The organism is Terrabacter ginsenosidimutans, assembly GCF_039539425.1.
Lineage (GTDB): Bacteria > Actinomycetota > Actinomycetes > Actinomycetales > Dermatophilaceae > Terrabacter > Terrabacter ginsenosidimutans.
Genome location: NZ_BAABDC010000003.1, coordinates 296683 through 313941 on the forward strand (window position 1 = coordinate 296683; position 17259 = coordinate 313941).

General features: G+C 71.3%; 16 protein-coding genes, 2 tRNA genes and 1 riboswitch. Of the genes, 11 read left to right on the forward strand and 7 right to left on the reverse strand.

The window, feature by feature from the left end; genetic code table 11:
• Positions 1-24 precede the first annotated feature (24 nt).
• Positions 25-1032, forward strand: coding sequence for a GNAT family N-acetyltransferase (locus ABD831_RS11690; protein WP_344946281.1), 1008 nt, complete (start codon positions 25-27; stop codon positions 1030-1032).
• Positions 1033-1114: 82 nt separating this feature from the next.
• Here the strand turns inward: ABD831_RS11690 and ABD831_RS11695 are convergent, their stop codons facing one another.
• From ABD831_RS11695 to ABD831_RS11705, 3 genes are all read right to left on the reverse strand, one after another.
• Entirely contained in the window at positions 1115-2977 is a 1863-nt protein-coding gene (locus ABD831_RS11695; protein WP_344946284.1) for an acyl-CoA dehydrogenase, read from the reverse strand.
• Positions 2978-3256: 279 nt separating this feature from the next.
• Positions 3257-3330 (reverse strand) — tRNA-Gly (locus tag ABD831_RS11700).
• A gap of 60 nt (positions 3331-3390) precedes the next feature.
• Positions 3391-3882 carry an FBP domain-containing protein gene (locus ABD831_RS11705; RefSeq protein WP_344946288.1) on the reverse strand — a complete coding sequence of 164 codons (492 nt, stop codon included), beginning with the start codon at positions 3880-3882 and terminating at the stop codon, positions 3391-3393.
• 354 nt (positions 3883-4236) lie between these two features.
• Positions 4237-4394: riboswitch (cyclic di-AMP (ydaO/yuaA leader) on the forward strand.
• A 178-nt stretch (positions 4395-4572) separates the two neighbouring features.
• Here ABD831_RS11705 and ABD831_RS11710 point away from each other — a divergent pair.
• The 4 genes from ABD831_RS11710 to ABD831_RS11725 all read left to right on the forward strand — a co-directional run bounded on the left by ABD831_RS11710 (position 4573) and on the right by ABD831_RS11725 (position 7528).
• Entirely contained in the window at positions 4573-4980 is a 408-nt protein-coding gene (locus ABD831_RS11710; RefSeq protein WP_344946291.1) for a C40 family peptidase, read from the forward strand.
• A 273-nt stretch (positions 4981-5253) separates the two neighbouring features.
• Entirely contained in the window at positions 5254-6048 is a 795-nt protein-coding gene (locus ABD831_RS11715; RefSeq protein ID WP_344946294.1) for a GAF and ANTAR domain-containing protein, read from the forward strand.
• Between the two features lie 299 nt (positions 6049-6347).
• Positions 6348-6653, forward strand: coding sequence for an STAS domain-containing protein (locus ABD831_RS11720; RefSeq protein WP_344946297.1), 306 nt, complete (start codon positions 6348-6350; stop codon positions 6651-6653).
• Complete coding sequence (locus ABD831_RS11725; RefSeq protein ID WP_344946300.1) at positions 6650-7528, forward strand: GAF domain-containing protein; 879 nt, start codon at positions 6650-6652, stop codon at positions 7526-7528. Before ABD831_RS11720 ends, ABD831_RS11725 begins: the two co-directional genes overlap by 4 nt.
• 65 nt (positions 7529-7593) lie before the next feature.
• Here ABD831_RS11725 and ABD831_RS11730 read toward each other — a convergent pair whose 3' ends face one another.
• On the reverse strand, positions 7594-8409 hold the full coding sequence (locus tag ABD831_RS11730; protein WP_344946303.1) for a hypothetical protein: 816 nt from the start codon (positions 8407-8409) through the stop codon (positions 7594-7596).
• Positions 8410-8644: 235 nt separating this feature from the next.
• Here ABD831_RS11730 and ABD831_RS11735 point away from each other — a divergent pair, with 235 nt between their 5' ends.
• Positions 8645-9373 (forward strand): GAF and ANTAR domain-containing protein, encoded by a 729-nt coding sequence (locus ABD831_RS11735; protein WP_344946306.1) that lies wholly within the window; start codon positions 8645-8647, stop codon positions 9371-9373.
• Positions 9374-9424: 51 nt separating this feature from the next.
• Here the strand turns inward: ABD831_RS11735 and ABD831_RS11740 are convergent.
• Positions 9425-9495: transfer RNA gene (locus ABD831_RS11740), tRNA-Gly, on the reverse strand.
• A 107-nt stretch (positions 9496-9602) separates the two neighbouring features.
• Here ABD831_RS11740 and ABD831_RS11745 point away from each other — a divergent pair.
• The gene (locus ABD831_RS11745; protein ID WP_142179284.1) at positions 9603-10034 is read left to right on the forward strand and encodes a hypothetical protein; all 432 of its coding nucleotides are present in this window, start codon (positions 9603-9605) and stop codon (positions 10032-10034) included.
• The gene (locus tag ABD831_RS11750) at positions 10034-10909 is read left to right on the forward strand and encodes an SMP-30/gluconolactonase/LRE family protein (protein ID WP_344946310.1); all 876 of its coding nucleotides are present in this window, start codon (positions 10034-10036) and stop codon (positions 10907-10909) included. Before ABD831_RS11745 ends, ABD831_RS11750 begins: the two co-directional genes overlap by 1 nt.
• 77 nt (positions 10910-10986) lie before the next feature.
• On the opposite strand, the gene ABD831_RS11755 is transcribed toward ABD831_RS11750, so the two are convergent.
• Positions 10987-11181, reverse strand: a complete 195-nt coding sequence (locus ABD831_RS11755) for a hypothetical protein (protein WP_344946313.1) — start codon at positions 11179-11181, stop codon at positions 10987-10989.
• Between the two features lie 150 nt (positions 11182-11331).
• Here ABD831_RS11755 and ABD831_RS11760 point away from each other — a divergent pair, with 150 nt between their 5' ends.
• The gene (locus tag ABD831_RS11760) at positions 11332-14256 is read left to right on the forward strand and encodes a helix-turn-helix transcriptional regulator (RefSeq protein ID WP_344946316.1); all 2925 of its coding nucleotides are present in this window, start codon (positions 11332-11334) and stop codon (positions 14254-14256) included.
• A 65-nt stretch (positions 14257-14321) separates the two neighbouring features.
• Here the strand turns inward: ABD831_RS11760 and ABD831_RS11765 are convergent, their stop codons facing one another.
• Positions 14322-15827, reverse strand: coding sequence for an AAA family ATPase (locus ABD831_RS11765; RefSeq protein ID WP_344946319.1), 1506 nt, complete (start codon positions 15825-15827; stop codon positions 14322-14324).
• 80 nt (positions 15828-15907) lie between these two features.
• On the opposite strand from ABD831_RS11765, the gene dcd reads away from it, so the two are divergent.
• Both dcd and ABD831_RS11775 read left to right on the forward strand, forming a co-directional pair.
• Positions 15908-16486, forward strand: a complete 579-nt coding sequence (dcd, locus tag ABD831_RS11770) for a dCTP deaminase (protein ID WP_344946322.1) — start codon at positions 15908-15910, stop codon at positions 16484-16486.
• A 47-nt stretch (positions 16487-16533) separates the two neighbouring features.
• Positions 16534-17232, forward strand: coding sequence for an alpha/beta fold hydrolase (locus ABD831_RS11775; protein ID WP_344946325.1), 699 nt, complete (start codon positions 16534-16536; stop codon positions 17230-17232).
• Positions 17233-17259: the final 27 nt, after the last annotated feature.

Below are 17259 nucleotides of genomic sequence, written 5' to 3' on the forward strand. Positions count from 1 at the left end.
GACACCAGGCCCTACCGTCGAGCCATGGAGACGACGCTCATCGACGTGCACGACGACCGCGTGTGCGCCCGCGCCTACGACGTCATCATCGCGAGCAAGGGCCACGAGCGGCCGTGGAACGAGCCGCCGTCACTGGCGGAGACCCTCGTCGAGTGGCGTCACGTCGACAAGGCCGAGCCGATGGAGATGTGGGGCGCCCTCGACGGCGACCTGCTCGTCGGGGTCGCGACCCTCTGGCTCCCGATGGAGGACAACACGTCGATGGCGTGGTTCGACGTCCAGGTCGACCCGGCCCACCGCGGTCGCGGCGCCGGCGCGATCCTGCTCGAGCGCGTCGTCGACCGGGCCCGGGAGGAGGGGCGCACCACGATGGTGGTCGACTTCCTCGTGCCGGCGGACTCCGACGGCCACGGCTACCGCCGGTTCGCCGAGCGGCATGGCTTCCAGCTGAGCAACACCGAGATCATCCGCCACCTCGAGCTGCCCGTGGCCGACGAGGCGCTCGACCGGCACGCCGAGCACGGGCGCGTGAGGTGGGAGAGCGACTACCGCCTCGAGACCCACGTCGGTGGCGTGCCCGCGCGCCTGCAGGAGTCGCTCTGCGCGGTCATGAACCAGCTCGCCGTCGACGCCCCAACGGGCGACATCGAGTTCGAGGAGGAGTCGCTGACGCCGGCCCGCTACGAGGACTACCTCGAGCTCTTCCGGCAGCAGGGCCGCGTCCGTCTGACGACCGTCGCGGTACACCGCTCGACGGACGCCGTCGTCGCCTACTCCGACCTGATGCTGCCCTCGGGCGCGCCCGGGGTCGCCTGGCAGTGGGGCACGCTCGTGCACCGCGACCACCGGGGACACCGTCTCGGCATGGCGGTCAAGGTCGAGAACCTTCGCCGCCTGCAGACCGACCACCCGGAGCGTCGGCGCGTCGTCACGGGCAACGACGACACGAACTCGTGGATGGTCTCGATCAACGAGGACCTGGGCTTCCGGATCGTCGAGCTCTGCCCCGCCTACCACCGCTCCCTGGCCTGACGGCATACGCGAGGACGTCCTGGCGCAACGAGGAGGCGCCCGTCCCCACGATGGGGAGGGCGCCTCGTCGGGAGGGGTTGGCTCAGAAGGCCGACTCGGGCACGTCCATGAGGTCGTTGTCGGTGGCCTCGGCGATGGCGCGCTCGGCCGCGATCCTCGGCAGGACGTTCTTGGCGTAGAACGAGGCCGCCGCGACCTTGCCGCGGTAGAAGTCGGCGTCCTTGCCCGTGGCGCCGGCGTCGAGGGCCTTCTGAGCGACCTCGGCCTGGCGCAGCAGCAGCCAGCCGACGACGAGGTCGCCGGCGCCGAGGAGCAGGCGCGTCGTGTTCTGGCCGACCTTGTAGAGGTTGGCCGTGTCGCCGCCCGTGCGCGGGTCGCTCTTCATGAGGTCGCCGATCATGTGGCCGACGATGCCCTGGATGTCCTCGAGCGCCCTGCCGAGCAGCTCGCGCTCGGTGTCGAGCGAGCCGCCCAGGTCCTTGGCGAACTCCTGGATCTGGCCGGCGACGTGCTGCAGGGCCTGGCCCTTGTCGCGGACGATCTTGCGGAAGAAGAAGTCGAGGCTCTGGATGGCCGTCGTGCCCTCGTAGAGCGTGTCGATCTTCGCGTCGCGGACGTACTGCTCGATCGGGTAGTCCTGCAGGAAGCCCGAGCCGCCGTAGGTCTGGAGCGACTCGGTGCCGAGCAGCACCCACGCGCGCTCGGAGCCGAGACCCTTGACGAGCGGCAGCATGAGGTCGCTGATCTTGTTGGCGAGGGCCGCGTCGGAGCCCTCTTCGAGGGGGGCTGCCGGGTTGCCGGCCTGCGCCTGGCTCACGGCGTCCTGCTGGCTGGCGGTGTAGAGCACGAGTGCACGCAGGCCCTCGGCGTACGCCTTCTGGAGCATGAGGGAGCGGCGCACGTCGGGGTGGTGCGTGATGGTGACGCGGGGGGCCGCCTTGTCGGTCATCTGCGTCAGGTCGGCGCCCTGGACGCGCTCCTTGGCGTACTCCAGCGCGTTGAGGTAGCCCGTGGAGAGAGTGGCAATCGCCTTGGTGCCGACGAACATCCGCGCGTTCTCGATGACCTTGAACATCTGCGCGATGCCGTCGTGGACGTCGCCGAGCAGCGTGCCGACGGCGGGCGCGTGCTCGCCGAAGGTCACCTCGCACGTCGTGGACACCTTGAGGCCCATCTTGTGCTCGACGTTGGTGACGTGCGCGCCGTTGCGCTCGCCGAGCTCACCGGTCTCGAGGTCGACGTGGAACTTCGGGACGATGAAGAGCGACAGGCCCTTGGTGCCGGGCCCGGCACCCTCGGGGCGGGCGAGGACGAAGTGGACGACGTTGTCGACCATGTCGGACTCGGCCGAGGTGATGAAGCGCTTGACGCCGGTGATGTGCCACGTGCCGTCGGGCTGCTGCACGGCCTTGGTGCGGCCCGCGCCGACGTCGGAGCCGGCGTCGGGCTCGGTCAGCACCATGGTCGTGTGCCACGCCTTGTCGACGATGTGCTTGGCGAGCTTCTTCTGGTCGTCGTTGCCGAGGTGCCAGAGGAGGTTGGCGAAGGAGTAGCTCGCCGTGAACATGTGGACGGCCGGGTTGGCGCCGCAGACCATCTCGGCGACGGACCAGCGCAGCGAGGCCGGGACGACCATGCCGCCGAGCTCGGCCGGGACGTCGAGGTTGCCCCAGTCGCCGTCGACGTAGGCCTTGAACGACTTCTTGAACGAGTCGGGCATCGTCACGGTCTGGCTGACCGGGTCGTAGACGGGCGGGTTGCGGTCGCTGTCGAGCAGGCTGTCGGCCAGCTCGTTCTCGGCGAGGCGCGCGACCTCGCGCAGGATGTCCTTCGCCGCGTCGACGTCGACGTCGGCGTAGATGCCCTGCCCGAGCACCTCCTGCCGGTTGAAGACCTCGAAGAGGTTGAACTCGAGGTCGCGCACGTTGCTCTTGTAGTGGCCCATCCGGGACCCTCCGCGTTCTGTCGCTCGTCGTGCGTCCGCGTTGTCGGTGCGGGCGCGCCAAGTTACTGGCCGGTCACTTCCATGATGCTACTGGCCGGTAACGACCGCAAGAGGGGGAGGTCACAGTTGCGCCACGGGGGAGAGGCGGGTGCGTGAGGGCGTATGCCGGGTGGCGCGGACCGCGCCCGACGAGCACTCCCGGCCACCCGGCATACGACCATCGGGTTGCTCGGGGACAGCAGAAGGGCCCGGTCGCGATGACCGGGCCCTTCCGACTTCTGGAGCAGGCGGCACGAATTGCACGTACGTCTTCCTTCTGGAAGAAGGCTGTTCTGCTACTGAACTACGCCTGCGAGGCGTCGCCAACCGTAGCAACAGACGGGGCCCGACGTCCAAATGCGCCGCGCCGGGTGTCAGGACCCGTCGCGCACCCGGCGGGCGAACGCCGAGGACCGCGCCCGCAGCTCCTCGACGCGGCGCTCGACGAGCGCGAGCGGATCGAGGCCGCCCTCCATGCTGTTCGGCAGCCGCCGCACGTGCGCCGAACAGCGGAAGTCGGCGTGGACGAGCGTGCCGAGGCTGTTGCCCTCGCGGCCCGCGGCGCCCGCCCGCCTGGCGACGAAGAGGGACACCTCGCTCGTCGCGAACACGTCCTCGCACCAGGCGCACATCGTGCTCGCCTTGCGCGTGCGCTCCGAGGCCCGCAGGACGAAGCCGACGGGTGCGTCGTCGACGGGGACCACGGCATACGCCCGTTGGGGGTTGCTGCGGTCGACCCAGCCGAGGACGTCGAGCGTCTCCCAGTCGAGGTTCTCGAGGTCTGGTGGGAGGCTCGCCTGCTTGGCCTCGCGTCGGGAGGTGTTGACGAAGGAGGCGCGAATCTCGTTCTCTGTCAGGGGTTTCACGGTCTGTTCCTGTCGGTCGGCATGACCGGATGGCCCGGTCAGCCAGGGTGGGGGAGATGGCGTCGGACCGTGTCCGCTGAGCAGGCCATGATGGCCCCCACCTCTCCGCGGGCCTCCCCGCCGACGATCGACCTGCTCCCGAGCGGAGCGGCGTCCATGATGCGTCGATCCGACCGGAACGGTCCACCCATTAACCGGCGGCCTGTCCCGGTCAGGCACCGTCTGCCCCGGTTCGCTCTCATTTGACGTGGCAAACATTGCCAGAATTTGTCCTACCGCGATGCTTTCGTGACCTTCTCTGTCACATTCGATGAATGTTCATCGTCCGGGGTCTCCCCCGGACGGCCCGCCGGACGCCGAATCCTGTCCACCGGTGGGGCAGCCAAGCAATGACGGACAGGAGTGGGGGACCCACCTTCGGACCGGCCTGCCGGTCCTTGGGGTGAAGCCGCATCTGCGGCCGGGCAACTTCCGCCCGAACCCGACAGCTCACCTCACAGGCGTGGGAAGGACCAACCCATGTCCGCTTCTACTTCTGCACGTCGAATTTCCTTGCAGTCCATGGCAATAGCGCCACTTGTGACCGCAGCACTGCTGGTCGGGACTGTCGGCACCTCGCCGGCCCCGACAGCCTCCGCGCCGAGTGCACCGGCAGCATCAGCCGCCTCGGCCCTCCCGGCCCGAGCGTCGGTGAACCTGGCAGCGAAACCCGTCGCCTACGTCACCCCGGCGTCCATAGCCATCCCGCGCGGGCTCAAGGCCGTCAGGATCGCGGCCGCCCAGAAGGGCAAGCCCTATCGCTGGGGCGGCGCTGGGCCGTCGTCCTTCGACTGCTCCGGGCTCGTCTACTACATCTACAAGAAGAGGCTGCACGTCTCGCTGCCGCGCACTGCCAACGCCCAGCGACTGAAGACGATGCGCATCGCCAAGGCCAGCCTCCGGCCCGGCGACCTCGTCTTCTTCATGTCCGGCGGCCGCGCCTACCACGTGGGCATCTATGCCGGCCACGGCAAGATCTGGCACTCGCCGAGGCCTGGCCAGCGCGTCCAGCTGTCGAAGCTCTGGACGTCGCGCTGGGTGGCGGGGAGGGTGCGCTGACCCTGGCGGTGGTCGACTCGGGTGTTGCGGGACGAGGGGATCCCGGCTCGATCGGACCAGGCGGGAGCGCAGGGAACGCGGTCACGACGCGGTCCCTGTGCTCCCGTTTGGCGTAGACTGGACGTATCGATTTCGAGAGACTGCAGTTGCCGATCTCCCCCGGCGCTCAGGGCTGGCAGCGTGTGGGTCAGCGCATCTCAGACCAGCTGGTCTAGCGAGCGAGGGCGTGAACCATGGGCACACGAGGCGGCATCTGCGGGACCCGCTCCAGTGATGGATGACAACCGGGGTGAGTACGGACGCGCTCACGGCGACTGGCAGTCCGACGACGCGAGCCGCGTCGACCGACTCGCCGCACTGAGCCAGATGGTCGATTGCGAGCCGCCCGCGAGGGGACACTCGCCGGGCCTCATCAGCAGCCTGAACAGCCTCTGCTCCGTGGCCGTGCGCGAGGTTCCTGCGAGCGGTGCGGGTCTGAGCCTGACAGCCGGGCAGCCGGGTGCCGGCAGCGCGGCTGCCTGGTCCGGGCACAACGCCCAACGGCTCGAGGAGCTGCAGTTCAGCCTGGGGGAGGGCCCGTGCATCGAGGCGGTCGACGTGCGCCGGCCCGCCTTCGAGCCGGACCTCACCACGACGGGGTCTCGACGCTGGCCGCTCTATGCGCCGGCGGCCTGCGACCTGGGAGCCCGCGCGGTGTTCGCGGTGCCGCTCCAGATGGGCGCGGCTCGGTTGGGGGTCCTCGACATCTACCGCGACCAACCGGGATCGCTCACCGCAAAGGCCATGCGGGATGTCTTCATCCTCGCCGAGGTGGCCCTGGCACTGCTGCTCGAGAGCCAGCGCACCCGCAACCGGGCGTCCTTCGAGAAGGGCATGAACGAGGTCGTCGCCCATCGCACGGTCATCTACCAGGCCCAGGGCAAGGTCATGGTCGCCCTCGGGATCAGCCTGCCCGAGGCGTTGTCCCGGCTCCAGGCCCACGCCTTCAGCACGGGCAGGTCGCTGGCGGACGTCGCCCAGGACGTCCTCGACGGCACGACCGTCCTGGACAAGGACCCCGGCGGGTAACGCCCGCCCGCATGTCCCCCGCCCGGCGCGGTGGGCCATTCTCGAAACCGTCGCATTGCTCTGTCGCGTATGCGTGTGCGCCGGCCGCGGAAGGCGTACGGTCGATACAGCAAGCTGCCCTGGACCCGGTGGCGACATTCTCCCGGGAGTCCATCATGGAAGCCACGCCTCGCCGTCGTCCCCCCCTCCGGCTGGCTCGCTACCATCCTCCCGGAGTCGCGGACTCGTCTGATCATCCGGACGCGGTCTCCTGGGGAACGCCGGCTGCGGCGGGGGACGGGGCGCTGCTGCTGCTGGTCATGCACGAGGACCGCGGGTCGGCGTGGGTTCTCAGCCTCTCCGGTGAGGCCGATCTCTTCACCCAGGGGCTGCTCGAGGACCAGCTGGACACGGCTCTGGCGATGGGTCGGGAGTCGCTCGTCCTCGACGTCCGGCGGCTCACCTTCTGCGACGTCGCCTGCGCCCAGAGAGTGCTGGCCGCCACCCGGACGGGCTCCGCCACGCTGCTCGGGGCGAGCGGGGAGGTCAAGCGTGTCTTCGAGCTGCTCGATGCGGATGAGACCTTGCCGCGTCGCAACGTCGGCAGCGGCATCGGTGAGGGGTGACCGCGGGCGGCGCCGCCGACGCGCATCCGCACCATGACTGGCGCGGCCGGAGCGTCCACTTACCGCGATGGGGTCCTGCCGATACACTTGGGGTAGCAAGAGGTGAGCCGTTTCCCGGTTCCTCCATCCCTGAACCCGGAGTCGTGATGTCCACCATCCCGAGCGAGCGGGTCGCTGAGACCTTCGTCGAGGTGGCAGACACCTTGGTGGACGACTTCGACCTCGTTGACTTCCTGACCATGGTGACCGAGCGTGCGGCCGAGCTGGCCGGTGCATCGGCAGCCGGCCTCATGCTGGGCGACGAACGCGGCCAGCTCCGCTTCATGGCGGCCTCCCACGAGTCGGCCCGACTCCTCGAGCTCCTTCAGCTGGAGGGTGGACAGGGACCCTGTCTCGAGTGCTTCCGGCTGGGGCGGCCGGTGTCGCACGACGACCTGGCGAGCGCCGCCGACGTCTGGCCGCTCTTCTCGGCGGAGGCCGTCAGGCTGGGGTTCCACTCCGTGCAGGCGTTCCCGTTGCGTCACCACGTCACCGTGGTCGGAGCGCTCAACACCTTCGGCCCGGAGGCGCATCGACTGGACCCCGAACGCATCCGCGTCGTGCAGGCCCTGGCCGACCTGGCAACCATCGGCATCCTCCAGGAGCGGGCCATCCGGCACGGGGAGCTGTTGGCCGAGCAACTGCAGCACGCCTTGAACAGCCGAGTCACGATCGAGCAGGCCAAGGGCGCCCTGGCACACATCAGGTCCATCGACACCGATGCCGCGTTCAACCTGATGCGAAACCACGCGCGACAGAACCACAAGCGACTGGTTGATGTCGCGCTCGCGGTGCTCGAGGAACCGACCGGCATCCCTGAGCTCACGAAGCGATGACGCTGCGCGGGTGAGACCTGCTCATCCTGCCCGTCGTGGCGCCGCGAGGTCCTGACTCAGCTGACTCAGGCGACGGGTGTACGGCGCTGGGCACCGCCCGACGGAGACAGGCCATGGCCTCGGGGCTCGCAGACGGCCCAGGAGAAGTGTCGCGACCCGACGTTGAACTCCCCTCGACTCGCGCAGGGCTCGGCGGCCGACGGCGCCAGCGCGCGTCGTCGAGCCTTCTGGGGGTCTGCGTCCTGTGGGGGCCGTGGCGCGTCGTCCTCGACGACGATGCGGATCCGTGTCCGGTGCTGCGACAGCGAGAGGTGCAGGTCCCCGGCGCCCTCCAGCACGGACCGGCGCACCATCCGGCCGATCAGCGGGGACACCCTGGGGATCATCGGGGCCAGGCCCCAGTCGAGGCAGGCACGCGTTGCTGCCGACCGGGCATCCTCGGACGCGCGCAGGGCGGGGATCAGCTCCATCGTCAGGGATGACGCGATGCCCTCGACCCACATGTGCGGCCACACGGCCGGGATCGTCGGCCCCAGTCTCAGGTAGCGGCCCATGGGGTCGTGAGCCAGCTGGTCGCGCAGGGACGAGGACTCGGCGATGACTCCGATCGGAGTGCCGGGCCACCGGTGGACGAGATCTCCCGCGGCGGCCACGGCCCGGACCGAGTCGTCGTCGGCGTCGACGGGACAGCTGATGCGGGCCATCACGCCGGTGGGCGAGAGCGCCCACTCCCGCAGGATGGCCTCACCCACCGCGCTGAAGACCGAGGATTTGACCTCCGGCACGTCGATCAGGGAGAACTGGCCGAAGCGGAGGGTCTTGATCTCACCGTCAACGGCTGACGAGTCCGGGTGCGCCATCTGCTGAGAGGCGTTCGACATTCGCGGTTCCTGTCGCGACCGGCCGGGGTCCGGGGCCGGGTTACGGGCAGCCGAGGTCCAGGGCTGACGTCGTCCATCCATGCTAGGTCGGGATCGGAGCGCGCAGGCGAGAACGGCCGTCCTCGCCAAAAGAGCCGGTCGCAGCGAGGTCCCCGGTAATCTGGAAGCGCGGTGTGAGAGGTGCCCGCGCCCTCGTCCCATCGGCGAATCTCGGTGAGGCCAAAGAGGCGACGACATGGTGTACCAGAGAGCCCTGCTCAGGACGCTGTCTCGCTCGGCCGCGGCCCTCTCTCGTGGTGCCGACGTGCCCGCCGCCCTCGAAGACCTCGTCGAGTGCACCGTCGAGCTGTTGGAAGTGGCCGGGTGCTCCGTCGTCCTGGAGGAGGCCGGCCGGCTGCAGAGTGTCGCCGCCCGGGGCCGCACTGCGATCGAGCTGGAGCGCACGCCGGAAGCGCTCCAGACCGGACCCTGCCGCGACGTGATGACACGCGGCGAGGTGGTGGCGGTCCCCGACCTCGTGGCCGCGGCGAACCGTTGGCCGCGCTTCGGTGCGACAGCGGTCGGGCTCGGCCTTCGAGCCGTCGCCTGCCTGCCCGTGCGACGGGACGAGACCACCATGGGGACCCTCGACCTGTACGACCGTTCGATGCGTGAGTGGAGCGCGGACGAGCTCGAGGTTGCCCAGGTGCTGGCCGACCTGGCGGCCGGCTTCGTCACCAACGGGGCGCGACTCCGCGAGCAGGCCCTGATGAACGAGCAGCTGCAGGGAGCACTGGCGTCGCGGGTCGTCATCGAGCAGGCAAAGGGGTTCACGGCGAACGACCTCGGCGTCGGCGTCGACGAGGCCTTCGAGGTGATGCGTCGTCACGCTCGCGCCCACCACGCATCGGTCCAGGATGTCGCGAGCGCCATCGTCAGAGCCGGGTTCCACGTGCCGAGCCCACCGGACTCCGAGCTGCCCTGACGCGGTCAGCCGCAAGCCGGGAGACCTGCCCGACCTGCGGCTCGGTATCGGAGCGAGCGACGGGAATCGAACCCGCGTATCCAGCTTGGGAAGCTGGCGCTCTACCATTGAGCTACGCTCGCACGGGCCGCCGGAGGTGCCCCGACAAGGGCACGTGAGCGGCACGCGGCGCCAGTGTAGCCGACGCCGAGCCAGTGCCCAGACCGCGACCCCAGAGGCCGAAACCGTCATGGATCTCGTCAAGCAGACCGCCTTCGTCGAGCACGTGCGTCAGCGCGGCGGAGCGAGCGCGCAGGTCGCCGTGACCCTCGAGCAGTTCTTCGACGGCAACGACTGCGAGTGGTCCATCGCGCCGAACCGGCCCGAGGACATGCCCCTGGAGACGGTGCGGCGCGTGCTGCTCGAGCTGCGCGAGCACCCGGAGGTCCACGACGTGCGGGTCGAGCTCGACGTCCTGGAGTTCCAGGACTTCCCGGACGACGAGTGGCCTTTCGCCAGTGGGGTGGCCGTCATCACGACGCTGCAGCCGGAGGAGGTCGACGCGATGACGGTCGAGGCCGATACCGAGTGCAGCGGTGGGCCGGCCGCCCAGGCGGACTGGCTCGTCGACGGTCCGGCCGTGCCCGAGGGGCACCACTACGTCGGCGTGTGGTGGGACTGATGGGCGCCTCGGACCCGAGGGCCCACATGGTCACCGGCGCGCTCGAGCAGGTCACCGATGCCCTCTGCTACCACGGGGAGGGGCCTGTCTGGTCGCCGACCTGGGGCGGCCTGCGCTGGGTCGACATGCTCGCGGGTGACGTCCTCACCCTCCGCGAGGACGGCTCCGTCGACCGGATGCACGTGGGCGACGTCGCCGCGTTCGTGCGGCCGCGCACCGACGGCGGCTGGGTGGTCGCGACCGAGCGAGGGCTGGCCCGCGCCGACGAACCACACGGCATACCGACTCCGTGGTTCGACCTCTGGGACGACCCGTCCGTCCGGATGAACGAGGGCGGTGTCGACAGCCTGGGCCGGCTGTGGGCGGGGACGATGGGCTACGACCGGGTGCCCGGCACCGCGCGCCTCTTCCGGGTCGACCCGGCAGGCTGCGTCACGGTCGTCCTCCCCGACGTGACGATCTCCAACGGGATCGACCTGTCGCCCGACCGGCGCCGTGCCTACTACGACGACACCCCGACGGGTCGCACCGACGTCTTCGACGTCGTCGACGGCGAGCTGGTCAACCGACGCCCGTTCGTCACGCACGACGTCGGGCACCCGGACGGCCTCACGGTCGACAGCGCCGGCAACGTCTGGGTCGCCCTCAACGGCGCAGGTCGCGTGCGCTGCTTCTCGCCGTCGGGCGAGATGCTCGACGAGGTCGCGCTGCCCGTGCGCCTCACGACGGCCTGCACGTTCGGCGGCGACGACCTGCGCGACCTCTACGTCACGACGTCCCGCGAGAACCTCGACGACCCCGAGCCGCAGGCCGGCGCCGTCTTCCGGGTGCGCGTCGCCGTCCCCGGACAGCGGGTGCGCGCCTTCGCCGGGTGACGAGCGGCCGACGGCCACTGGGGGCGTATGCCGTGTGCCACCAACGGCGCCCACGGCTCGCGCGGGTGGTCCGGGCGTCACACGACGCGCGGTGATGCGGTGCTCGCCGAGCGGTGACGACGCATCCCGCCCCAGTAGCCGCGGCGTGGAGCCCGGGCCTCGGTCGGGGCCGGTTCGTGCATGCGGCGTCGTTCGGCACGGCGGATCTGTTCGGCGCGAGACGAGGTCGCGAGCTCGATCATGAGCTGTGGGTTGGGGTTGAGCGAGAGCATGATTCCTCCTGATCGGGTTCGAGCTGACACCTCCACGCTCGCCGTAAGCCGGTCACGGGGAATCAGGCAAAATCCTTATCTCTGGGGCTGCTCGCGAGTGACCCGGCCGTAACCCTCCGCGGTGCCGGGACCTTCGCGACAATCGGGAACGTGGGCGCGCGCGCGATGGTCGGCAGGGACGCAGAGCTCCACGAGCTCCGGCTCCTGGCCGCGGGCGCTCGCGAAGGAGTCGGTGGTGCAGCGGTCGTGACCGGCGAGGCCGGCATCGGCAAGTCCCGCCTCATCGCGGAGTTCGCGGCAGCGGAGCGCGCAGCGGGAATGGTGGTGGTGGTCGGGCACGGGGTCGACCTGACCGGTGGGCACCTGCCCTTCGCCACCCTCTCCGAGAGCCTCCGCGACGCGCTCCGGCAGCTGGGGGTGGAGGACCTCGGGCGGCTGGCGCCGGAGGCGTGCCGCACGCTGGGCTCGCTCGTGCCCGAGCTCTCGGCGCCCTCGGAGCTCCGTCGGCACGCCGAGCGCGCCGACCTCACGCCCGCTCCCGACCGGGTCGCGGTGCTCGGCGCCGCCATCCACCTGCTCGAGGCGATGGCCGCCCGTCGCCCGGTGTGCTGGGTCGTCGAGGACGTCCAATGGGTCGACCCCCAGACCCTCGACCTCCTGCGCGTCATGGGTCCAGCCGCCGAGAGCCGGCCGCTGGTGCTTGTCACCTCCTTCCGGACGCCCGTGCTGGAACCAGAGGCCGCGGCGGTGCTCTCGGACCTCGTCTCACGTGCGAACGCGCACCCCGTTCGGCTCGTCCGGCTGGACGAGGCGAGCGCCCGCCGACAGCTGCGCCGCGTCGTGGGCGCCGAGCTCGACCCAGCCGTCGAGGACCGGATCCTCAGTCTGGGTGAGGGGCTGCCGCTGTTCGTCGAGCACCTGGCGCACGAGGCTCGGGTCGGCACCTCATCCCTGCCCGAGTCGCTGGGAGCCATCGTCGACGGTCGGCTGCGTCGCCTCGGCAGCCGGGTGACGGCGATGCTCGAGGCAGCGGCCGTCGCGGACGGTCCCGTCGCCACCACGGACCTGACCCGTGTCGTCCAGGCCCAGGCCGCCGAGGTCGATCAGGCCGTCGACGACGCGGTGACCGCGCGGGTGCTCGAGCCGACCGAGGCCGGACGGCTGAGGTTCGTCCACGCGCTGGTGAAGGAGCTGGTGGCCTCGCGCCTGCCGCCGACGCGGCGACGACGCCTCGAGCGCGCGTGGGCGGAGACACTGGAGGCGGCGAGTCCGGCAGACCTCGCGACGGTCGTGGCGGTGGCCCACCACCGGATCGCGGCGGGTGACGCCGAGGAGGCGTTGGGCGGCTTCGCTCGGGCCGCCCGGCTGGCGGCCCGCGGCGGTGACAGCCGGCTCGAGACGTCGTGCCTGCTCCGGGTCCACGAGCTCTGGGGAGCGGTGCGTGATCCGGAGGCCGCCTGCGGCATGGGCATGGTCGACCTGATCTACCACCTGTGCGTCGCGGCCGTCGCCGCCGAGCAGCGCGAGGCCGTGGCCCAGGTCGTGGCCGCGGAGTGCGAGGGCCCTCATCTGGAGCTCGATGCGATCACCCGCCTGTGGCTGACCATGCGACTCGAACAGCTCGAGGGCCGGCCACCGGGCACCGTGGGTTCCCTCCGTTCGGGGGAGCAGACGACGCGGGAACGCGCGACGCTGCTGCTGGAGGCGCCGCAGGGGCTCGTCGCCATGGACGCCCTGCAGCTCGCAGGTCGGGAGGCGCGCCGCTTCGACGGGGCCCTCGCCGCGCGGCTGCATCGCCGCGGCTGGGAGATGGCGCGGAAGGTGGGCGGCGCGCGGGCCCGGCTGCGCTCGGAGGTCTTCGTGGGCTTCGACCACCTGGCCCGCGTCGAGCCCCTCGCCGAGGCGCGACGGTTGATGTCACTGGAGGACGAGTTCGCGGAGCTGCCGTTGGCCGACTGGTCCATCGTGCTGGAGTCCGTCGTCGTGGGCCTCGTCGACGCGGGCTGCTACGAGGAGGCGACCGTTCAAGCCGAGGCGGCTCTACGGCGCCTCCAGGACCCCGCGCTCTCCCCGCGCCGCTACGCCGGCATCGCCCTCGGCCTGGCGTCCGCGCGAGTGGAGCTGGGGGACTGGGCCGAGGCCGAGCGCTGGCTCGAGGTCGTCGAGTCGTCGTACGCCCCGGCTCGCGCCGAGGCCGCGGGTCTGCGGCTGCGCATCGCGGTGCGACGGGGATCGCAGCCAGAGCTCCCGTCCTACCTGGACCGCGTGGCGCCGGACCTGGACCGAGAGCTCGATTTCGTCGGTCAGGGCCACGGGCTCGCGGACCTCGTGGCCGCGTTCTACGCCGTCGGCGACGTCGACGCCGCCCGCCGTCGGCTCGACGCCCTGAGCGGTGATCCGCGCGACTGGTGGTTCGCTGCCGTGTGGCCGGCCGTGAACGCGGCGGCACGCTTCGAGGTGGCTGCCCAGGCGCGCACGACCGATGCCGTCGGTGCCCGGCTCGTCACCCGTCTGGACGCGCTCTGTGCCCGGTTCGAGTGGGTCGCCCCGGCGGCAGATGCGTTCCGGAGCGAGCAGGCAGCCCTCCTCGCGAGGTCTCGTGGCACCGACACCGTCGAGGACTGGGTCCGGGCGGTGGAGGCCTGGGCGGGGATCGGCCGCAGCTGGGACGAGGCGGTCTGCCGGGTCCGGCTCGCCGAGACCTGCTCGCTCGCCGGCGACCGGGACCGTTCGGTCGACGAGCTCCGCCACGCGCATGCCATCGCGTGCCGTCTGGGAGCGGGGCCGCTGGAGCGGGAGGTGCAGGTGCTCGGCCGCAGCTGGGGCGTCTCCCTGCCCACGGTCGGCCGGACCGAACCCCGCTCCACCCTCACCCCGCTCACCCCGCTCACGGCGCGGGAGCGCCAGGTCCTCGAGCTGGTCGCCGACGGCTCCACGAACGACGACGTGGCGAGGATCCTCGTCATCTCGCCCAAGACCGCCAGCGTCCACGTGTCGCGGATCCTCGCCAAGCTCGGGGCGGGCAACCGCACCGAGGCCGTGGCCATCGCCCGCCGTTCCGGGCTCCTCCCCTGAGCGGCGCTCGCCGCGCTCGCGTGCCGTATGCCGTATGCCGTATGCCGTGTGCCCCGGCCGCGCGGTCAGCCGGGCTGGGTCATCCCGCCGTCCGAGGACGGCCCGAACACCGCGACGGAGCGGGCGGGCCGCGGGAGGCGGCCGGACGGCATACCCGGCTCTGCCCCGTCGAGGCCCTCGTCGGGACGGGACCCCACGCCGAGGAGGCTGCGGGTGAGCCGCTGCGCGTCCGACATCAGCTCGTCGAGCGCGAGACCGAGGTGCTCGTCCGACGGCGGCTCGTCGCTGAGGGCCGCGGCCAGGACCGCGCGCCTCACGAGCTCCTTGGCGAACGACGCGGTCGTGCCCTCGGCTCGTGCGGCGGCGGCCGAGATCGCCTCGGATCCGAAGAGGTGGCCGCCGTAGAGGCGCAGCAGCTCGCGGCGCCCCTCGGCGTCGGGCAGCGGGATCTCGGCGGCGAGGTCGACCCGACCCGGTCGCTGCGACAGGGCGACCTCGAGGTCCTCGACGCGGTTCGTCGTCAGGATGAAGGCCACGTCGGCGTCGGCGTCGAGACCGTCGAGGGCGTCGAGCACCTCGAAGAGCAGCGGCGAGGCGCCCATCGGCGCGAAGGAGCGGTCCTCGGCCACGAGGTCGCAGTCCTCGAGGACGACGATCGCCGGCTGGTGCGCGCGGGCGACCTTGGCCGCGTCGTGGATGAAGCGGAGCGAGCCGCCGCTCAGCAGCACCGCCGTCGTGCCCGGCGTCGCGGAGAGCAGGTGGCGCACGGTGTGGGTCTTGCCGGTGCCGGGAGGCCCGTAGAGCAGCACGCCCCGCTTGAGGTGCTGGCCGTGGGCGACGAGGCGCTCGCGCTGCTCGCCCATCCCGATGACATGGTGGGCCACCCGGTCGAGCACGCCGTCGGGCAGCACGACGGCGGCCGCGTCGACCGTGGGGCGCTCGATGAAGGTCACGCCGGCCAGCCCTGGTCCGTAGGGGTCCGAGCCGAACGTCACCACCTGCCCACGGATGACGCTGCGCTCGTCCATGAGCTCCTGCACCCGGGCCATGAGGGCGTCCGACACGTCGCGGTCCTGGGAGAGCACCTCGATGGTGCCGGACTCGCGGCCGAACTGCCGGTTCATGCCCTGCTGGCGCACCGCGACCGCGTGCCCCTCGAAGGCGAAGAGCCGGATGCCGGAGGTCACGACCTGCCGCTGGTCGTCCTTGCCGGGGCCAGTGGGCATCCGGTCGTAGTCGACCTGCCCGACGGCCAGGCCGCCACCGTGGACGTGCTGCACGAGGTCGCCGAGCGACATGTGGTGCCGTGCGTCCCCGGCGATGCCGATGACCGTGGCGTCCGGGTCGGCCGCCATGACCTCGGACAGGGCGATGTCGGCATCGACGAGGCGGTGGGCCGGGACCGGCGCCGCGACGACGGCGAGCAGGTGCGGCGGGGTCCCGAGGTGCTCGCGCAGGGCGTCGGACAGGCGTTGACCGCCGCCGTCACCCGGCAGCTGCTCGAGGATCCGTCGCAGCACGGTGTGGAAGTCGGCGATCAGGGCGTCGTCGGCGCGGTTCGAGGGGTCCATGACGTGACGATAGGGCGCCGGAGACGTCCGCGTGGCAGGAGTCGCGGGGCGAAATCGGTGCGGCGTTATAGCCTCGTCCCGTGCTGCTCTCCGACAAGGACATCCGGGCCGAGATCGCTGCCGGGCGGGTCGTGCTCGACCCGTGGGACCCGCAGATGGTCCAGCCGTCGAGCGTCGACGTCCGGCTGGACAAGTTCTTCCGGCTCTTCGACAACCACAAGTACCCCTACATCGACCCCGCCGCCGAGCAGCCCGACCTGACCCGGCTCGTCGAGGTCACGCCGGAGGAGGACGGTTTCGTCCTGCACCCGGGCGAGTTCGTCCTCGGCTCGACCCTCGAGACGGTGACGCTGTCGGACGACCTCGCCGCGCGTGTCGAGGGCAAGAGCTCACTCGGTCGGCTCGGGCTGTTGACCCACGCGACTGCCGGTTTCGTCGATCCCGGCTTCTCGGGCCACGTGACCCTCGAGCTGTCCAACGTCGCGACGCTGCCGATCATGCTCTACCCGGGGATGAAGATCGGGCAGCTCTGCTTCTTCAGGCTCAGCTCGCCGGCCGAGAACCCTTACGGTTCAGGCACCTACGGCTCGCACTACCAGGGTCAGCGCGGCCCCACGGCGAGCCGGTCGTTCGCCAACTTCCACCGCACCCAGGTGTGAGCGCCACTGCCGGCGACGTGGGGAGCGTCCGTGGTGACCACTCCGGAATGCCGCTCGCGTCCCTCGTCTGGGACGCCCGGCCCGCCGGTGCGACGGCAGTCGCCCTCGTCATGCACGGCGGGGCCGTCGAGGGACTGGAGCCCAACCGGGCGTGGTCCCACAACGTCGCCCGGCTCGTGCCGTTCGCCCGCGCCCTGAAGCGCGTGCCGGGCCCGCTCGCCGTCGCGCGGCTGCGGTTCCGGGTCCGCGGGTGGAACGGCCATGCCATGCCCGTCGAGGACGCCAGGTGGGCGCTGGCCCAGGTGCGGGCGGCATACCCGGGCGTCCCGATCGCGCTCGTCGGTCACTCGATGGGCGGTCGCGTGGCGATGCACGTCGGGGACGACCCCGACGTGCGGCTCGTCGTCGGCCTGGCGCCGTGGGTCGAGCCCGGTGACCCGCAGCCGGGCGCCGGCACCCGCACCGTCCTGCTCCACGGCGACCGCGACGTCATCTGCTCGCTCGCGCGCACCCGCGCGGCGGTCGAGCAGATGCAGGCCCGAGGGCTCGACGCCTCGCTCGTCCGGGTGGCACGGGCCGACCACGCGATGCTCGTGCGGGCCCGGCTCTGGACGGCGCTCGTCACCGAGATCGTCCAGTCCACCTTCGCGAGCGAGCTCGGCAGCGCGTCGGAGCCGCGCTCCGGCCCGATCGGAGCGGTCGTCGCTCGCGTCGTGCACTCCGGCGGAGTCATCATCGACATCTGACCGTGAGGTCGTGGTCCGCGGCGTGGT

Bases quoted from the DNA above. Each gene is read 5' to 3' on its own strand.
- ABD831_RS11730 (WP_344946303.1), bottom strand. From the start codon at position 8,409: ATGTCGAACGCCTCTCAGCAGATGGCGCACCCGGACTCGTCAGCCGTT.
- ABD831_RS11720 (WP_344946297.1), top strand. From the start codon at position 6,348: ATGCACGAGGACCGCGGGTCGGCGTGGGTTCTCAGCCTCTCCGGTGAG.
- ABD831_RS11765 (WP_344946319.1), bottom strand. From the start codon at position 15,827: ATGGACCCCTCGAACCGCGCCGACGACGCCCTGATCGCCGACTTCCAC.
- ABD831_RS11735 (WP_344946306.1), top strand. From the start codon at position 8,645: ATGGTGTACCAGAGAGCCCTGCTCAGGACGCTGTCTCGCTCGGCCGCG.
- ABD831_RS11755 (WP_344946313.1), bottom strand. From the start codon at position 11,181: ATGCTCTCGCTCAACCCCAACCCACAGCTCATGATCGAGCTCGCGACC.
- ABD831_RS11715 (WP_344946294.1), top strand. From the start codon at position 5,254: ATGGATGACAACCGGGGTGAGTACGGACGCGCTCACGGCGACTGGCAG.
- ABD831_RS11690 (WP_344946281.1), top strand. From the start codon at position 25: ATGGAGACGACGCTCATCGACGTGCACGACGACCGCGTGTGCGCCCGC.
- ABD831_RS11775 (WP_344946325.1), top strand. From the start codon at position 16,534: ATGCCGCTCGCGTCCCTCGTCTGGGACGCCCGGCCCGCCGGTGCGACG.
- ABD831_RS11750 (WP_344946310.1), top strand. From the start codon at position 10,034: ATGGGCGCCTCGGACCCGAGGGCCCACATGGTCACCGGCGCGCTCGAG.
- ABD831_RS11745 (WP_142179284.1), top strand. From the start codon at position 9,603: ATGGATCTCGTCAAGCAGACCGCCTTCGTCGAGCACGTGCGTCAGCGC.
- ABD831_RS11695 (WP_344946284.1), bottom strand. From the start codon at position 2,977: ATGGGCCACTACAAGAGCAACGTGCGCGACCTCGAGTTCAACCTCTTC.